Genomic DNA, 17,390 nt, shown 5'->3' on the forward strand with positions numbered 1-17,390 from the left:
GCGCAGACGCCACCAGGCAACAGCCCGACGCAGCCACTACCGACGACGGTCCACCGACGAACCCGCTGGATAGATCACGAAACCGCACTGGAGTACTAGTCACCCCCGTCGCACGCCGCGCCGACCTCGGGCCTGGCCGCCGCGCGTCCGTTAGCCTCCACGAGGGTCGGCACCTGCGCGCGATGATCGGCCCGGCGCTGCGCGTCAACGTGAGCACCGACCTCCCGCGGCTATACGAGATCGGCCCGTGCTTCCGGCCTGAGTCCCCTGACGCCCTCCACGCCTCCGAGTTCACGATGCTCGACCTGTACGCCGCGCACCTCGGCTTCGAGGAGCTGATCGACCTCGCCTGGCGTCTGGTCGGCCCGCATCTGCCGTCCTGCACCCCCCAGCGGCTCTCGATCGCCGGTCATGTCCGCGACGAGTTCGGCATCGACCTGTGCACCGAACCCGTCAGCGGCCTGCACCCGCGCATGGCCGGCCGGATCGGCATAGATCCGGGCGAGCCGTTCCGTGACGTCCTCGGCCGCTACATCGCCCTCGAACTGGAGGCCGGCACCACGGGCCGCGCGGTGTTCCTGACCGACTACCCGACCGGCGGTGACGAGCCGTGCGCCCGCTTGGCCCCCGGGACCGCCGCCGTCCTGGAGCGCTTCGAGCTGATCGTCGACGGCATCGAGCTCGTCCACGGCTACACCGATGAGACGGATGGGAAGGCCTTCACTGAACGGGCCAAGGCCGTCGGCCTCTACGACGACGAGCAGCGGCTCGCCCGGGATGCCGTCGAGGCCGGACTCGTACCGGCGGACACCGCGGGCCTGGGCATCGGCATCGAGCGGCTGTGCGCCGCCTCCGCCGGACTGCGCGACATCACCCCGTTCCTTCAGCCCCTCCAGTTCTGACATCCGGCTCACCAGCCTGCGGAGGCACGATGAACCTTGCGATCACCCCGCTGCCCGGCAGATTCGGCGCCCGCGTCGAGACCGACCTCGCCCGCATGATCGGCTCCGCCGCGGCGGGTGCCCTTCCCGGCGCGCTGCACCACTACCGCGTGCTGGTCCTGCCCAGTCAGCACCTCAACCACGCCGACCTGCTCGCCGCAGCCGCATTGTTCGGCGATGTCGACACCGCCACCGACCGCCGTTACGCCGTCCCCGGCTTCCCTGGCCTCGCCATCGTCTCCAACATCCACCAGGACAGCACGCCGATCGGCATCTACGACGGCGACCAGGAGGAGGAATGGCACGCAGACAACTCCTTCAAGCCCGAGGTGACCGCCGCCACCTTGCTCTACTCGGTCATCACCCCCGGCGAGGGCGGTGAGACCCGCTTCGCCGACGCCACCCGCGCCTACGCCGGTCTGCCGGCCGGCCTCCGGGCACGGGTCGACGACCTGAACGCCGTCCACTCCGTCCAGCACCTCGCCGCCCGGCAGGCCCACGCCGTCGGCGGCCGCTCCTCCACCCAGGCCGGCACCCTCACACAACTGCCCGAGGTCACCCACCCACTCGCCCCAGTCCACCCCGCCACCGGCGCCCGCGCACTCCTGCTCGGCTCCATGGCCATCCCCCGAATACAGGGACTGCCCGAGGCCGACGGCCAGATGCTGCTGGCCGACCTCCTCGCCCACACCACCAGTCCCGAATACCTCTACACCCACCGCTGGAAGCAGGACGACCTGGTCGTCTGGGACAACCTCGCCGTCCTGCACACCGCCTCACCCTGCGACAGCACACGTCACCCGCGGCTGCTGGTACGCGCCGCCGTCCGTCAGCAGGCACGCCGCCCAGGTACCCCCGACGAGGGAATCACCGCCGAGCCGCCCGCCTCCGGATCAAAACGGCACTAGGGTGACCAAATGAGTTCCCAAGTGCCCATGAAAGAGCGGGCATTGAACCCCGACCGGATCGCCCGGATCGGGCGCGAGATGCAGGCGGCCTGCCCCCGCTTCGACGCCGCCGCCTTCACCGCCCAGGTCACCGCCGACCTCCCCCGCCTGGAACTCAAGGCCCGAATCGCCCGCACCGCCGAGGGCCTGCACCAGCACCTACCCGTCACCGGGCCGGCCGCCCTCGCCACCCTGCTGCGCTCCCTGCCGGCCACCCCGGAGGCAGCCGGCGCCGAAACCGACTTCGGCCTGTACATCTACGCCCCGCACTCCGCCTACGTGGCCGTCCACCACCTCCACCCGGATCACCTCGACCAGGCCTTCGCCGCGCTCGCCGCCCTCACCCCGTACTTCTCCGCCGAAGACGCCGTCCGCACCTTCCTCAACACCTACCCCCAGCAGACACTGAAAGCCGCCGCCACGTGGTCCGCCGCCTCCGACCACCGGGTGAGACGCCTTGCCAGTGAGGCCCTCCGCCCCCATCTGCCCTGGTCCCCCGGCACCGGCCTGCCCGTCGACACCGCTCTTCCGCTGCTCGACAGGCTGCACGCCGACAGCAGCCGCTTCGTCACCACGTCGGTCGCCAACCACCTGCGCGACATCGCCCGCACCCGCCCCGAACTCGTCCTCGCCACCCTGACCAGGTGGCGCACCGAAAGACGGGCCACAGTCAAAGAACTCGCCTTCATCACCCGCGAAGCACTCAAAGCCCGACTCAAGGCCGGCTGGGAACCCGCCTACACCCTGACCGGCTACGACCCTCAAGCGGCTGTCAGCGTCAGCTCCCTCCGTCTGCCCCACACCGAGTACCGGCTCGGCGACGGCCTCGCCTTCGAAGCCGACCTCACCGCCCCCACCGACACCCCGGTGCACGTCATGTACGTCCTGACCCGCACCAACCCCGGCACCTCGGCCGGAGAGAAGGTCGCCCACCTCACCCGCGCCACCGTCAAGGCGGACGCACCACTGCGCCTGGCCAAAACCCACCCCCTGCGGTCCACCGGCACCGCCGCCCTCGACCCGGGCAGCTACCACCTCGCCCTCCAGGTCAACGGACGCCGTCACCCCCCGGCGCTGCTCCGCATCACCAACCGCCCGGCCTGACCAAGGACGGCTCCGCCGCGCGGACGCGCTCCAAGCAGCCTTGTGCCTCCTGTTGGCACAGCACAGTCCGAAGGAGGAGTCAGCAATGATCGACGGCTGGAGCACGGTCTCGTCGACCATCCAGTACACAGGAGTCCGGGTGGTGGTGCGCCGCGACTCGGTCCGGCGTACCGACCCGAGCCTGGGGACCTATGAGTACACCGAGTCGGTCGACGGCGTGCGCGTCGTAGCCCTCGACGACCGGGGGCCGGATCGCTCTGGTGGAGGAGAACGTCTACGTGTGCGGTCAGCGGCTGCTGATGTGTCCTGGCGGCGGATGCGAGCCCGGCGAGGACCCGTTGGAGGCTGCGCGCCGGGCACTGGCCGAGGAGGCCGGCATCCGCGCCTCCGAGGTCGAGCTGCTGACGATGATCTGGCGGATGCCCGCCGGCGCCCGTACCCGTGAGCACTTGTACCTTGCCCGGGGTCTGAGCATCGGTGAGCACCACCGGAACGCGAGCGAGGCCGACATGGAGCTGTGCTGGGTCGCGCTGGAGGAGGCGGTGGCGATGTGCGGCGACGGCCGGATCACCGAAGCCGGCACCCTCGCGGCGGTCTTGCTGACCGCGCAGCGCACCGCGGCGTAGCACAAGCTCTTGGCCAGCCGGCCGCAAATGCCTGTCCGCTGCGGCCACAGGCGCCTATACCGATCCGCGACCGACCAGTTCCCGAGGTACCTGGAAATCGCAGCGAGGTGTCCCTGACTGGCCTGACAGCCACAGCCGCATGAGCGTCAGCGTTTCGGCCATACGGCTACCGGGCGTGGGCCCTTGTGCGGCAAAGGTCGGTGCACTGCACACCTACGGAAACCGCTGAATCACAGGGCGCACAATCCGTCCGAAAGGAACAGGTGCTCGAAATGGTGCGGCGTCGTTGAGCACTGCGACGCCACCATCACATCCACGAGGGGGAATACATTGATGCAAGTCGAACCAGGCAGCGACAAAAGCGCGGGCGGCCCGAAGGCCGGATCCACGGACAACATCTCGGACGCCGAGCGGGAACTGTACGGGGGCCGACTGCGCTACGACCAGTCCTACGTCCGCCACGAAGGCCCGCTGACCCGGATGAAGTTCGGGCGCATGGCGGCCGCGCTGCCGCGGATGGTGGGCACGGTGCTGCGCACCGGCTGGACGGCGGACCGGCGCGCGCTGATGGGGGTCGTTGCGGCCGAGCTCGGGCAGGGCGTGACGGCTGGGTGGGAACTGGTGGCGGTCAACGGCGTCCTCGCGCGGTTGTTCGCCGACGGCCCGACCGTGGACAAGCTCCACGACGCTCTGCCGTCCCTGGTGGCACTCGCGATCGCGGCGGTCGCCGGCGCCGTCCTGTCGGCATGGTCGACAGCCATGTCCGGCCGGCTGGAACCCCAGGTGGAGCGGGCGGTGTCCGCCCGCTACTACACGGCCGTCACCGGCGTGGAGGTGGAGGCGACCGAGCGGCCGGAGGTCCAGCGGATCCTGGAAGCGGGGAAGTTCGGCACGGACTCGGCCCGCAGCATGCTGCGGCTGTCGGTCGGCGCCGGCAATGTGGTGATCGGCATGGCGGCAGCCGCAGTCGTGCTCGCGGCGCTGCACTGGGCGCTGCTGCCGATGCTGCTGGCGATTGCCCTTCCCAAGGGGTGGGGCGCGGTCCGCTCGGCCCGCCGCGAGTACGTGTCACGGCTGAACTGGGTCGATCACCGCAGGGCGATCGCGTCCCTGCTGGCCTATCTGACCCGCCCGCACGCCGCCGGTGAGCTCCGCGTCCACGCTGCCGGCACGAAACTGCTGTCCGGCTACGAGGAGATGTCCAGGCAGACGGAGGCGGAGCAGCGGCGCCTGGCCCGGGCCCAGGCATCGACGGATCTGGTCGCGGGAGCGTTCGCCGGCGTGGCGTCGCTGGCCTGCTACGGGGTCCTGTGGTGGCTGCTGTCAACCGGTGGTCTGCCGCTCGCCGTCGGCGGGACCGCGGTGATCGCCATCCGTACGTCGACGGCGCGGCTCACGTCGCTGGTGCAGCAGGTCAACCGGCTGTACGAAGAGCTGCTGTTCCTTACCGACACCGAGGACGCCATCGCGGTGGCGGGCGAGAACGCGATCCCGCTCACCGGCATGCCGCTGCCCGTGCCGGTTCGGGAGGTGAGGACGGAGACGGTGTCCTTCACCTATCCGGGTGCCGACGGCCCCTCCCTGAAAGGGGTGAGCGTGCGTGTGCCACGGGGGAAGGTGACGGCCCTGGTGGGTGCGAACGGGTCGGGGAAGACCACGCTGACGAAGGTGCTGGCCGGGCTGCTGCTGCCGTCTGAGGGAGACGTGTGGTGGGTGGGTGAGTCGGGCGAGCGGGTGGAGCTGCGTGAGGCGGACCGCGCCCAGGTGTTCGCCGGAGTCGGGTTGTTGGCTCAGGACTTTCCGCGTTGGGAGATGACGGCGGCCGCGAACGTGGCCATCGGTGCTGGCGACCGTCCCCGGGACATGGACCGCGTCCGCAAGGCCGCCGGCGAGGCGGACGTGCTCGAGCTGGTCGAGGGACTGCCGCATGGCTGGGACTCGATCGTGTTCAAGGGCTATGAGCGGGGCGTCCAGCTCTCGGGAGGCCAGTGGCAGAAGCTGGGGACCGCTCGAACGAGGTACAGGCAGGCGCCGTTCCTGCTGGTCGACGAGCCGACCAGTGCGCTGGACCCCCATGCGGAAATCGCCGCGTTCGAGGGGCTGTGGTCCCTGGCCGAGGAGGGGCACGCGGTCGTGCTCGTCACCCACCGGCTCGCCGCGACCATGCACGCCGACCACATCTACGTGCTCGACAAGGGGAGCGTCGTGGAGGACGGCGCTCACGAGGACCTGATGGCCCGCGAGGGCGGCCTGTATCAGGGCATGTTCACCGCCCAGGCCGCCCAGTACGGGATCGCGCCGGCACCCGACGGCGTTCCCGGCCCCCGCGGCGCCCAGCCGTCCGGCCACGAAACAGCGAGCTGATCCACCGGAGCGACCTTCCCCCAGCCCGGCCTGCCACCCCGCCCCCACTCCATCGAAGGCGAGACGACGCCCATGTCACCCAGCCCCACCGCGATCCGCAGGACCGTCGAGGCGTACCTCGGCCGGCACCCTGGCGAGCGTGACGCCCTGGCCGGACTTCTTGCCGCGCTGGACCGGCCCGTCGACGCGACCGCCCGGACGACGCTGCCCGGGCACGTCACGTGCAGCGCTGTCGTCATCGACCGGCAGCGCCGGGTCCTGCACATCCGGCACCGGGCCACCGGCGGCCTCGTGCTCCCTCCCGGCGGCCGCATCGAGCCCCGGGACCGCACACTGCTCGCCGCGGCGCTGCGAAAGGTGTCGGAGGAAACTGGGATCGCACCGGGCGCCCTGTGCCTGACCCGGCAGCTGCTCGGCTCTCCGATCGACATCGACGCCAACCCGGCGAAAGGGGAACCGGCCCACCGCCACTACGACGTCCGCTACGTCTTCTACCTCGCCGGTGAGGAGCCGCCCTCGATCGCGCTGCAGGACGAGGAAGTGTCCGGCGCCCAGTGGCTGCCGCAGCCGGAGGTCACCTCGCCGACACTGCGCGCGAAACTCCTCCAGGCGCAACTGGACGGCCGGCCCGAACCGGTGAACGCTTCCGCGCTCATCCACGACGGGGCTGGCCGCTACCTGATCCATCTGCGCGACCACAAGCCCGGCGTCATCTGGCAGTCGGGGGCGTTCGCCCTTCTCGGTGGCGGCCGCACACACGACGACCAGAGCCTTGAGGACACGCTGCTTCGGGAACTGTCCGAGGAAGTCCCCGACCTCCGCCTGGAGGACCTGGAGCCGTACGCCGTGGAGGCGGCCACCAGCGTCGACGGCCTCAGCGTCCCGGTCCAGGTGTTCACGAGCCGGTGGCGTGGCAACCCCGACCGGCTCCGGCTGCACGAGGGCGTGCTGCTGAGGTGGTTCACCCCCGACGTTCTGGATCGGCTGCGCCTGAGCGCCGCGACGCGGGACCTCATTCGCCGACACGCCGCCGAGAACGCGCCGGACGGTCAGCCGGTTGCGAACCCGGCTCCGTGGGACGGGGGCAGCCGGACCGTGCTGAACGCAGTCGGCGTCCATCTCCACCTGGAGGACGACGAGGAGCGGGTGCTCCTGGGTCTGCGCCACCCCGACTCGGCGTACGCGGGGAACACCTGGCACTACCTGGCCGGCAGGTGCGAGCAGGAGTCCGCGGTCGCGTGCCTGGTGCGCGAGGCGCGGGAGGAAGCGGGGCTGGTCATCGAGCCCGCGGACGTGGATCTCGTGCACGTCGTCCACGTCGTCGACACTCCGGGTGGACAGCCTTTGATGCAGCTCGTGTTCCGTGCCCGCCGCTGGCAGGGAGACCCGAAGGTCCTCGAGACGGACAAGTGCCTGACCTGGCAGTGGTGGCCGCTGCACGAGCTTCCGGAGCGGCTCGTCCACTACACCCGGACGGCTCTGTCCGCCATCGCCGAAGGTCGCACCTACTCCGAGTTGGGCTGGTGAACGGCGTGAGCACACCTACCAGGAACGGGCGGCGAGTCCCGTCCGTCCGCAGGCCGGAACCGTTGGGGGTGCCGAGATGAGTACCGAGTCCGATGTCATGGCCGTGGCCGGGATCCTGGCGCTGCTGTACCGGATCACACCGGCCGCGGTCAGCGAGGGACCGGCGGGGACAGCAACCCGCAACTACGTCGCCGAGGACCGCGAGGGCCGACGGTGGTTCGTGAAGGCGTACCCCCGTGGGACCGATATGGAGGCGGAGCGGCAGGCCTTGGCCCTGGGCGAGGCGGCCACGGCGGCCGGGGTTACGGTGCCGGCCGTGCGGCGAACGGTGACGGGCGAGGTGATCGCGTCGGCCGACGGGCTGTCGGTATCCGTGACGGAGTACATCGCGGGCACGGAGACGGCCGAGGGCGGGCTGTCCGGCGGCCGGTGGGATGCGGTCGGCGAGGCCGTCGGCCGTCTGCACCGGGCCCTGGCCCGACACCCCGTCGGACCGCCGCGCCCGGTGGCGGCCCGCGAGGTGTGCGACATCGCTCGGGCCGGGCGGCGGCTGGAGAAACTCCTCGCCCAGTGGGCGGCTGTTCCGCCTGCACCGGCAGGGTTCGCCGCCTGGTGCGCCCAGGCCGCGGAACAGCGGCTTTCCGCCCTTCCCGAGGTGGCGGCCCGCCTGGAAAAGCTGCCGGTCACGCTGACGGCGCAGGTGGTGCACGGGGACCTGGCCTCTCCGAACCTGCTGCTGCGCGGCGAGGCGGTCGCCGCGGTGATCGACTTCCGGCCTCCGGGGCATCGCAGTGCCGTCTGGGAACTCGGCCGGATCGTGCTGGACCCGCGCTCCGTGCTGGCCCGCCCGGACGAATGGATCCCGGGCCTGGCCCGCGCAGTCGGCGCCTACCGTGCGGCGAACCCGGAGCTTGTGGCCGAGGACCTCCTCGCCGTGCCGCGCGTCGCCGCCGGGTACCTGGCCTGCTCTGTCTATCCGCTGTCCGAGCCGCTGGACAGCCCTGCCTCGGTCACTCCGGCCCTGGAGGCGTACGGGCGCGCCCGGCACGAGGCCGTGGGCCCCTGTGGGCGCGCCTGGAGGAAGCCGAGGAGGTGCTCCGTGACGCCCTGCTCTGAGCTCCCTGCGGGCACGCTGACCCTGATGCAGCTCATGATCGTCGCCGTGGTCCAGTGAGCGGCGAGCCTGCTGCACGTCCTCGCCCGCTCCCCACTGCGCGCGCTGCGGCACATGCCCGACCAGCCGCCCGACGCGCCCGTGACAGGCGGCGGCCCCGTACTGCCGCCGCCCGCATTACGGACCGCCCCTGCGGGCGTGCCCACGCCCGCACGTACGGAAGACGCCCGTCACAACTGCTCGCCCGGAGGAGATGCCCCATGAACACGGCGCCGAACACGGCAGCGGTGCCGTCCGCCGTGCCCGCCCCATCCGAGCCCATCGGGTACGACGTGCGCAGCACCCCCGACCAGTCCGCCGCGCTCTTCCTGCCGCGGCAGTCCGTTGGCGACACCTCCGGGGCCGCGGCTGCCCGGGCGGCAATGGTCGCGCGGCTCGAGAAGAGCGGTGAGCTGCGCCCGGGGCCGGTGCGTGAGGCCCTGCTCGCGCTGCCGCGCCAGATCCTGATGCCCCAGGCGTACTTGCGGCGCAGCGACCCGGACGAGACCCCACCGCGCTGGGACCTGCTGGACTGGAGCCGCCCGGTGGACCGGGACGAGCTGCTGGAGCGGCTGCACACCGGGGACAGCGTCGCGATCCAGCACGATGGCGAACCGATCCTCGGCCGTACGACCGGGTCGCGGCGCGGGGGCTCGATGACCGCGATGTCGAGCACGATGGGCATGACCGCGGACCTGCTCCAGCTCCTGGACCTGCGGCCCGGGCAGCGCGTGCTGGACGTGGGGACCGGTGCCGGGGTGACCGCGGCGGTGGTGTGCTTCGTGTGCTGCCACGACCGGGTCGTCACCCTGGACATCGACCCGCACGTCACCGCCGCCGCCCGCGAGCGCCTGCCGGCACTCGGCTACGAGCCGACCGCGGCGACCGGGGACGGCACCACAGGATGGCCCGACGCCGGCCCGTACGACCGGATTATCGTCTCCTTCGCCGTCCGCCGCGTACCGACAGCCCTGGTGGAGCAGCTGGCGCCGGGCGGGCGCGCCCTGATGACGCTCGGGACGTCGTCGCCGTCGTGGCCGGGCCTGGTCGTGATCGACAAACGGCCGGACGGGACCGTGGAGGCGGAGCTGCGCGCGGTCGAGTTCGGGCACCGCGCCGGTGCCGGCTTCGACCGGCTGTTCCTGACCGCTGCGTTCCGCGACACGATCACCACGGCCGACGGGCCGACGCAGCGAACCCGGGTCGCGCCGCCGGCGGACACGGCGCGCGGCATGTGGCTGGCCCTCGACGCCCTGCACCCCGGGCTGGTGCGCCACTTCGGGGCCGAGGACCTGGCGATCGGCGCGCCTGAGTGCGGGTCGTGGATGCGCGTGCGAGCCGTCGGGCCCCGCCAGTGGGACGTGACGACCTGCGGCCCCCGGGACATCTGGGCGGAGATCCAGGACGCCGCCGCCCGCTGGCGGGCGGCCGGTGAACCGCCCGCCTACCGGATCCACCTCGACACCGACGATGTCCAGCGGGCCACCAGCCCGAACGGCGCCCTGACCTGGCAACTCCCCCGTACTCCCGGAGATTCACGATGACCCGCCCCCACCAGCCGGCCTCCGCGGCAGTCTCGGCCGAGGCCCTGTTCGGGTCCGAGGCCGCCGACTACGCCCGTTACCGTCCCGGCCTACCGGACGACGCAATCCACCTCCTGGCCGCCACCCAGCACGGCGTACCCGGCCCCGTCCTGCTGGACCTGGGGACCGGCACCGGCCAGGTGCCCCGCGCGCTGCTGCCTGTCCTGCGCCGACTGGTTCACGTCGACCTGGTCGACGTGAACCAGCACATGCTTGAGACGGCCCTCACCGCCCTCGAACCGGCCTGCGGGTCCTGCTCGGTGACCACCTTCACCGGCGAAGCGCACACCTTCACCCCCAGCGCGCCCGGCCGAGCACCCACCTTGATCACCAGCTGCCGGTCCTTCCATTGGATGGCCCGCCCCGAGGTCCTGGACATGGCCGATCGGGTGGCCGCGCCGCACGCCGCCGTGGCGATCATGGGAGACGGCAGCCTGTGGATCCATGAAGCGGACTGGACCGCGGCCCTTCGGCGGCTGGTCCAGACCTACCTCGGCGAGGAGCGTCGCGCGGGCACCCGCGGCACGTACGCCGGACCGAGCCGCTCCTACGAGGACGACCTCGCCGACTCGGCGTTCAACGACGTGACCGAGTACCGCTTTCCCGTCGCCCGCGCCTGGACTTCCGAGGACGTCGTCGGCTACTTGCGCACCACCAGCTTCGCCCGCCCCGCCCTCTTCGCCGACCGGCACACCGAGTTCGAGGCCCAGGCGCTCGGCCTCCTCCGGGGGCATGCACGCGGCGGTGTCCTGCAGGAGGACGCAGAGTTCACCGTGCTGCTCGCCCGCCGCCCAGGAGGTGCCGCGTGACCGGCAACCAGCGGCAATGCCAGCATCCCGCCGCGTACACGTTGCCGACCCACCGGGACAGCAGCACCTCGGGGTGCCCGCGGCTCACCGTGCACTTCCAACTGCCCGGTGACGCCATCGCCTACAACCCGGCCGCCGACCGCCTGCGTCTGGTCCCGGATGCGACCGGCCCGACATGCGGCAGCAGACCTGACGCCGCGGTCGCGGCCTTCGCTCAGCGGGCGGTGGGCGCGATCACCGAGTGGACGGATACCTCGTGGAGGCGCGAGGACAGCCGGGTGTGGCGGATCCGGGGCACCGACGGCGGCACCTGGTACGTGAAGGTCCACCAGAACGACAAGTTCCATGGCCGGGAGGTCCGGGCGTTGCGGACCTGGGCCGGGTCGCTGGGCGCGGCCGCACCCCAGCTGGTGGCCACGAACGCAGAGCTGCGAGCCGTCGTCGTCACCGCACTGCCCGGCCGGCCCCTGCACGGCAGGGTTCTCGGTCCTGAGCAGGAGCGAGGGATCTTCCACCGGATCGGTGCGCTGGCACGCCGCATCCATGAGGCCTCGCCTTCACACCCGGCCCCCGTCGGCAGCGGACCAGCCGTCGGCAAGGCCGACCGGCACCTGGAAGCGGCTCGGCCTCATCTTGCCCAGAGGGATGAGGAATTCGTCCGTGATCTGGTCCGACAAGCCGAGGACCTGGAGCCGCTGGAGTGGGTGGAGACACACGGGGACTTCCAGCTCCGCAACATCCTGCTGGACGACTCCGACGACTCCGTGGCCATAATCGATCTGGAGAGAAGCGAGCCTGGCCCTGCGGTGCGAGATCTGGTCCGTCTGTCCGACGCCTGGGCCAACCGGCCTGATCTGTATGCGGCGTTCATGGCCGGGTACGGCAGGCTCCTGACCGCCGCCGAAGAGGCCCGCCTCGTCATCGACGCAGCGCTCGATTCCGTGAGCGGGATCTCGTACGGCGTCGCCCACGGCGACCCCGAGCTGGTCGAACGCGGTCGGCGGACCCTGGCCCGCCTGCGCGCCGAGCACCGTGCAGCCCTCTCACCGACAGGAGATACAAGGTGAACGCTGAGACGTCACCCACTGCCGCGGCCGAGCCGCGCGACGCCGCCGGCGGGCCGCCGCTCCAGCTCCACTCCGTCTACTCCCCCGGCCACTCCTGGCACATGATCGGCGGCGCGATGGATCTGGGTGAGCGGCCCTGGGACGCGGTAGTGCGCGAGTGCCGGGAAGAGACCGGCATGACCGCCGCGGGCCCGCCCCGGCTGCTGGCCACCGTGCACGGGCAGCCCCGGGAGCAGCGTCCGTACAGCGCGCTGCGGCTGATCTTCTACGGCGGTCGCCTCACCGCTGAACAGGTCCGGGGCATCACCCTCGATCCGCGCGAGCGCGACGAGGTCCGCGTCCTGCCCTTGGCCGAGTGGGAGGCCTTGATGCCGGCCCGCGATTTCGCGCGGCGTGCCGTGGAGGAAGCCCGCCGCACCGGCGTGGCCGCATACGTCGACACCTGGGGGAACGCATGAGCGCCAGCAGCATCGTCTTGATGTCCGACCGGAGAGTCGCCGCGATCCCTGTCCAGGAGCGCGGCGAGGTCCTCCTCGATGCCCGGGTGCACGGCCTGATGGTCGACGACCGTAAGCAGGACGCTGCGGGCGCCTGGGCCCACGTACGTCAGGGCGTGCTCACGCGGCTCCAGCAGGCGCAATCACTGCTCCCCGGCGGTGTGCGGTTGCTGTTCATCGAGGGGTACCGGCCCCCGTCCCTGCAGCGCCGGTACTTCGAGGAGTACTCCGACGAGCTCGCGCGCGCCCATCCGGACTGGCAGGCCGCCGCGATCCGGGAGGCCGCCAGCCGCTTCGTATCGCCTCCGGAGATCGCGCCGCACTCCGCCGGCGCGGCCGTCGACGTGACGCTCGTCGACCATCGGGGCCGCGAACTGGACATGGGTACCCGGGTGAATGCGTCTCCGGAGGAATCTTCCGGCGCCTGCTACACCGACGCCGCCGGCCTCAGTGTCCGGGCCCGCACGAACCGGGCCACGTTGAGTCGCACGCTGGCCACCGCAGGCTTGATCAATTACGGCACGGAGTGGTGGCACTGGTCGTTCGGCGACCGGTACTGGGCGCTGCAGACCCAGCAGCCGGCCGCCCTCTACGGCCCCGTCGAACTGCCCTGACACCGCCTTTCACGAACAAGGAGCGACCTGTGGGATACACCCGGACTGACTGGTCCGAGCACTACAGCGAGGGGCGAGGTTTCCGGCGGCTCGGTGACCAGGAGAAGGGCCTGCTCGTCGAGCACGCCCCGGCCGCCGAGGGCGGCCGCGCGCTCGACATCGGCTGTGGCACCGGCGAGTTGGCGGTGTTCCTGGCCTCGCTCGGCTACGCTGTGGATGCTGTGGACTTCGCCGAGGGCGCACTCGAGCGTGCCCGAGCGGAACACTCGGCCGTTGACGGCGTGCGCTGGCTGTGCCTGGACCTTGAGCGCGACGACCCGGCACCGCTCCACGAGGACGGATACGACCTGGTTACGCTGCGCCTGATGTACCCGTTCCTGACCAGGCGGATGAGCGTCGTGCACGCGCTCGGTGAACGGCTGCGGTCCGGCGGCACACTCGTCGTCATCACCCCAGTGGTCGGGCAGACGCCTGAGGAGCGCCGCAGGATCGCTCTCGATGAGGACGAGATCGGTCTGCTCACCGAAGGCTGGGAGACGGTCGAGCGGCTGGAGGCGGACCAGCTGGCCGCTCTGGTCCTGCGCGGCCCGTGCCACACCGGCACCCGGGCGGTGGAGCGGCAGCAACCACCTGCCGGTCCGGCTGTGACGGGCGCCCTCGCGGTCGTCACCGACGAGGCCGGCCGGGTCCTGCTCGGCCGCTCGCGGCGGGGCATGTGGGAACTTCCCGGCGGCAAGAACGTCGGTTCCGAATCGTTCGAGGCGGCCGCGGTGCGCGAACTCTCCGAGGAGACCGGCCTCGCCGCTGCGGTCGAAAACGCATACGTGGTGACGATGCTCGCCGACGCGGCCGGCGACGTCCCGCGGCTCACCGCGGTCGTCCGCATCACCACCTGGTCCGGGACACTGACCAACCCCGAGGCGGACAAGTTCGACCGCTGGGAGTTCGTCGACCTGCACGCACTCTCCTGCATCGGCGCCGTGTTCGTCCCTGCCGCCCAGTCGCTGGATGCCGTGTGGCCCGGAGTCGTTCCCGACCTGCCTCCCGTCGTCTCCTACCCTCTCGCCGTCGACCAGCCGCCGGTGCCGGGTGAGCCGGCCGCAGCGGTCCGGCTGCGTCAGGCGATGGCCGAGACGGTGATCGACGGGGGCTGGGCCCCGTCCGAGCCGGTCCGCGACGCGCTGCGGACCGTGCCCCGCCACCGCTTCGCCCCGGAGGCAAGCCTCTCGGGCGCGTACGACGGCGGCGACCGGGCCGTGATCACCCGGCGCGACGAGACCGGAACGGCAATCAGCTCGGTGTCCGCGGCCTGGCTCCAGGCCGACATGATCGAAACCTTGCGCCTTCGGTCGGGCGCGATCGTGTTCGAGGCAGGCTCCGGCGGCTACAACGCCGAGCTGATCGCCCATGTCGCCGGGCCCGACGGGCGCGTGGTCACCGTCGACATCGACCCGTGGGTCGTGCGCCGCACTCGCCGGTTCCTCACGGAGGCCGGCAGCGGCCGCGTCAGCATCGTCGAAGCCGACGCGGCCCTCGGTGCACCCGCCCGTCTCGTGCCCCGTGGCGGCTTCGACGGCAGCATGATCACCTACAACTGCTGGGACATCGCCCCGGCCTGGCGGGAGCAGCTGGCCGAGGGCGGACGGCTGGTTCTGCCACTGGAGATCGGCGGCTATACACGGGCGATCGCCTTCGAGCGGCGCGGCCAGGTGCTGCATGCCCGTCACTTCACCTTCTGCGGCTTCGTCCGAGATCAGGGACAGCAGGCCCGCACCATTCCGGTCGTGTCCCTTCTCGACGGCGGGCTGACGCTCGGCTTCGAGCACGGCACCGCCGCCGACACGACGGGCTTGGAGGAGGCACTGCGCGGGCTGCGGCACGAGATCGCCACCGGCGTGACCATGGGGCCGAACTCCTTCTTCGGCTCCCTACAGTTGTACGCGGCCACCACCCTGCCGGCTGCCTTCTGCAGGCTGGCTGCTCACCAGGACCCGGCCGAAGGGGTGACCGTCATCGGGAAGGACCGTGACGCGCCCGCGATCGTCGGCGACGCCTCGCTCGCCTACCTGACCTACGTCCAGACCCAGGACGGCGACCGCCCGGAGGACAAGGCGTGGGAGTGGGTCGTCCACGCCTTCGGCGAGCAGGGCCTGCAGCTCGCCGAGCAGCTGACGGCCACGGTCCGGGCCTGGGACCGGCACGTGCGCGCGGACGACAACCGCAAGCACGCCGATCCCGTCCTGACGGCCCATCCGGCCGGGACGCCCGACAATCTGCTGCCCGCCGGGCACGTCCTGGACAAGGAGCACTGCCGCTTGGTGGTCCGGTGGCCGGAGCGTGACGCACTGCTGCCCCGCCCTGTTGGGCGCCTGGAAGCCGGCACCGTAACGGACGGGGCGTGACGATGGAACCAGCGGGACGCGAGCCCGTGTTCGCCGCGCCGATGGAGCGCGGTGACCGAGAGCGGGTGCGGCGCGCGCACGCGGCCGCCGCCCGACAGTTCCAGGTCTCCGGGTCGGGGCCGAAGGTGTGGGGGGGGCAGGGCCGCACCCTGGGACGTCGAGCCGATGACTGCTGGCTGCGGGTCGTCTCCACCGCACCGGACAAGGTCGACGACCAACTGCCGCCCGGCGACGTGCTCGACAAGCCCAGCGCACGGCTTGTCCTCCAGTGGCCGGGCCGGACCCCAGCCGACGCACTGAGCCTGTCGACCGCAGGGGGCCAGCGTGCCTGACTCCGACGAGCTGACCCCCGAGAAGGCGGCATCCTCCACGATGCCGTCCCTGCTCGGCGTGTTCGCCCATCCCGACGACGAGAGCCTCCTCGCCGGCGGTGTCCTCACCCAGCACGCCGCCGCGCACGCGCGCACCGCCGTCGTCACCATGAGGACCGGCCCACGAAGCTGGTGATCGCCGACGTGCTCGGTATTCCACCGGGCCGGGTCGATGAGCGACCATGGCCGGAGTGGTTGGCCGAGGACCCCCTGCAACGGCGTATCCCCAGGCCCTGGACTCTCCTCGGCGCCTACACGTCACTGACCGAACTCGCAGGGAGCGCCGCCGTGGATGCAACCCGCAGGGAACTCGTCCTCATCGCCGGCGGGACGCTGACCGCCGCACTGCTCAACTGGATCACCGCCGACCCCGTGGCCGCAGGCCAGCTCACCACCGGACAGCGCATCGGCGAAGCCGCCGTGGCCCGCCTCGAAGCACGGGCCGCCGCCTTACGCAGGACCGACGACGCCGACGGCGGCGGCGTCATCCTCAAGGAAACCTCCAGCGCCCTCGAACTGGCGACCGGACTCCTGCGCGACCGGTCCTACAGTGACCACCACGGCGCCCGCCTCTACGCAGCCGCTTCCGACCTCGCCCGCCAGCGCGCCGCCGCGATACTCGACGTACACGGATGGTCTGCCGACGCCGCCTTCGACACCGCCCTGCGCGCCGCCCGCATAGCGGGCGACGACGCACTCGGCGCCAACGTCCTCAACTTCTGGACCGTGTCCGCCTACAACACCGGCCGGTACACCGACGCCGAGGCCATGGCCTCGGCCGGACTCGCCGCCGTACGCGGCCGCTCCACCCCAGCGTCGAAGCGATGCTCACCTCTCGCCGCGGCCGCGCCCGCGCCCACCTCGGCGACGCCCGATGCTGGGACGACTTCCACCGTGCCCAAGCCCTCCTGTCCAAGGCGGCCGGCCACGACGACCCGGACTGGTCGTACTGGTTCGACGAAGCGGAAGTCCTCGGGGCACGGGCCTCTAGCCACCGCGACATGGACCAGCCCGGCCCCGCCGCAGCCGCCTTCGCCCAGGCCCACGCAATCATCGACCCGGCCCACGTCCGCACCTCTGCCCTCTACACCGCGCGCCAGGCAGACGCCCTGCTGGCGAAAGGCGAGATCGAACACGCCTGCGCGGCCGCGGGTTACGCCCTGAACCTCACCGAAGCCATCAGCTCCCACCGTTCCACCGTCCCCCTCCTCGAACTCACCGAACGACTCGCCCGGTACGACACCACACCAGCCGTCCGGGACCTTCGGGAACGAGCACGCGCCGTTCTGACCGCATGAGCAAGCCGCGGCCCTCGCCATGACGTCCGCCGGAGATGTCGGCATCACTCTGGCTCAGCTTTTCGACTCGCATTCGAGCGGGATCAT

Annotated in this window: 15 protein-coding genes and 1 pseudogene; all 16 read left to right on the top strand. The window is 71.7% G+C overall.

Features of this window, described 5'->3' with window-relative positions; translation table 11 throughout:
• Positions 1–182 precede the first annotated feature (182 nt).
• Positions 183–902 carry an amino acid--tRNA ligase-related protein gene (locus AB0P17_RS11090; RefSeq protein ID WP_365809700.1) on the top strand — a complete coding sequence of 240 codons (720 nt, stop codon included), beginning with the start codon at positions 183–185 and terminating at the stop codon, positions 900–902.
• A gap of 29 nt (positions 903–931) precedes the next feature.
• The gene (locus AB0P17_RS11095; RefSeq protein WP_365809702.1) at positions 932–1,849 is read left to right on the top strand and encodes a TauD/TfdA family dioxygenase; all 918 of its coding nucleotides are present in this window, start codon (positions 932–934) and stop codon (positions 1,847–1,849) included.
• A gap of 9 nt (positions 1,850–1,858) precedes the next feature.
• On the top strand, positions 1,859–2,992 hold the full coding sequence (locus AB0P17_RS11100; protein ID WP_365809705.1) for a DNA alkylation repair protein: 1,134 nt from the start codon (positions 1,859–1,861) through the stop codon (positions 2,990–2,992).
• Between the two features lie 260 nt (positions 2,993–3,252).
• Complete coding sequence (locus AB0P17_RS11105) at positions 3,253–3,618, top strand: NUDIX domain-containing protein (RefSeq protein WP_365809707.1); 366 nt, start codon at positions 3,253–3,255, stop codon at positions 3,616–3,618.
• Between the two features lie 333 nt (positions 3,619–3,951).
• Positions 3,952–5,982, top strand: a complete 2,031-nt coding sequence (locus AB0P17_RS11110) for an ABC transporter ATP-binding protein (protein WP_365809708.1) — start codon at positions 3,952–3,954, stop codon at positions 5,980–5,982.
• Between the two features lie 72 nt (positions 5,983–6,054).
• Positions 6,055–7,509 carry an NUDIX domain-containing protein gene (locus AB0P17_RS11115; RefSeq protein ID WP_365809710.1) on the top strand — a complete coding sequence of 485 codons (1,455 nt, stop codon included), beginning with the start codon at positions 6,055–6,057 and terminating at the stop codon, positions 7,507–7,509.
• 76 nt (positions 7,510–7,585) lie between these two features.
• Complete coding sequence (locus AB0P17_RS11120; protein ID WP_365809712.1) at positions 7,586–8,683, top strand: phosphotransferase; 1,098 nt, start codon at positions 7,586–7,588, stop codon at positions 8,681–8,683.
• Positions 8,684–8,883: 200 nt separating this feature from the next.
• Positions 8,884–10,206, top strand: a complete 1,323-nt coding sequence (locus AB0P17_RS11125) for a protein-L-isoaspartate O-methyltransferase (RefSeq protein ID WP_365809713.1) — start codon at positions 8,884–8,886, stop codon at positions 10,204–10,206.
• Positions 10,203–11,054: a class I SAM-dependent methyltransferase gene (locus tag AB0P17_RS11130; protein ID WP_365809715.1), complete on the top strand. Its 852-nt coding sequence runs from the start codon at positions 10,203–10,205 to the stop codon at positions 11,052–11,054. The genes AB0P17_RS11125 and AB0P17_RS11130 overlap by 4 nt, the downstream gene beginning before the upstream one ends.
• Positions 11,051–12,121 carry an aminoglycoside phosphotransferase family protein gene (locus tag AB0P17_RS11135; protein WP_365809718.1) on the top strand — a complete coding sequence of 357 codons (1,071 nt, stop codon included), beginning with the start codon at positions 11,051–11,053 and terminating at the stop codon, positions 12,119–12,121. Before AB0P17_RS11130 ends, AB0P17_RS11135 begins: the two co-directional genes overlap by 4 nt.
• A complete protein-coding gene (locus AB0P17_RS11140) occupies positions 12,118–12,579 on the top strand; it encodes an NUDIX domain-containing protein (protein WP_365809720.1) in 462 nt (153 codons plus the stop codon). The genes AB0P17_RS11135 and AB0P17_RS11140 overlap by 4 nt, the downstream gene beginning before the upstream one ends.
• Positions 12,580–12,599: 20 nt before the next feature.
• Complete coding sequence (locus tag AB0P17_RS11145; RefSeq protein ID WP_365809721.1) at positions 12,600–13,232, top strand: M15 family metallopeptidase; 633 nt, start codon at positions 12,600–12,602, stop codon at positions 13,230–13,232.
• Positions 13,233–13,261: 29 nt separating this feature from the next.
• Entirely contained in the window at positions 13,262–15,634 is a 2,373-nt protein-coding gene (gene fxlM, locus AB0P17_RS11150; RefSeq protein WP_365809723.1) for a methyltransferase, FxLD system, read from the top strand.
• Positions 15,631–15,966, top strand: coding sequence for a hypothetical protein (locus AB0P17_RS11155; protein WP_365809725.1), 336 nt, complete (start codon positions 15,631–15,633; stop codon positions 15,964–15,966). Before fxlM ends, AB0P17_RS11155 begins: the two co-directional genes overlap by 4 nt.
• Before the next feature lie 40 nt (positions 15,967–16,006).
• A pseudogene (locus tag AB0P17_RS11160) lies at positions 16,007–16,114 on the top strand (PIG-L family deacetylase); the annotation flags it as partial.
• 715 nt (positions 16,115–16,829) lie between these two features.
• A complete protein-coding gene (locus AB0P17_RS11165) occupies positions 16,830–17,303 on the top strand; it encodes a hypothetical protein (protein ID WP_365809727.1) in 474 nt (157 codons plus the stop codon).
• Positions 17,304–17,390 lie beyond the last annotated feature (87 nt).

This window comes from Streptomyces sp. NPDC088124, from assembly GCF_040685895.1.
Lineage (GTDB): Bacteria > Actinomycetota > Actinomycetes > Streptomycetales > Streptomycetaceae > Streptomyces.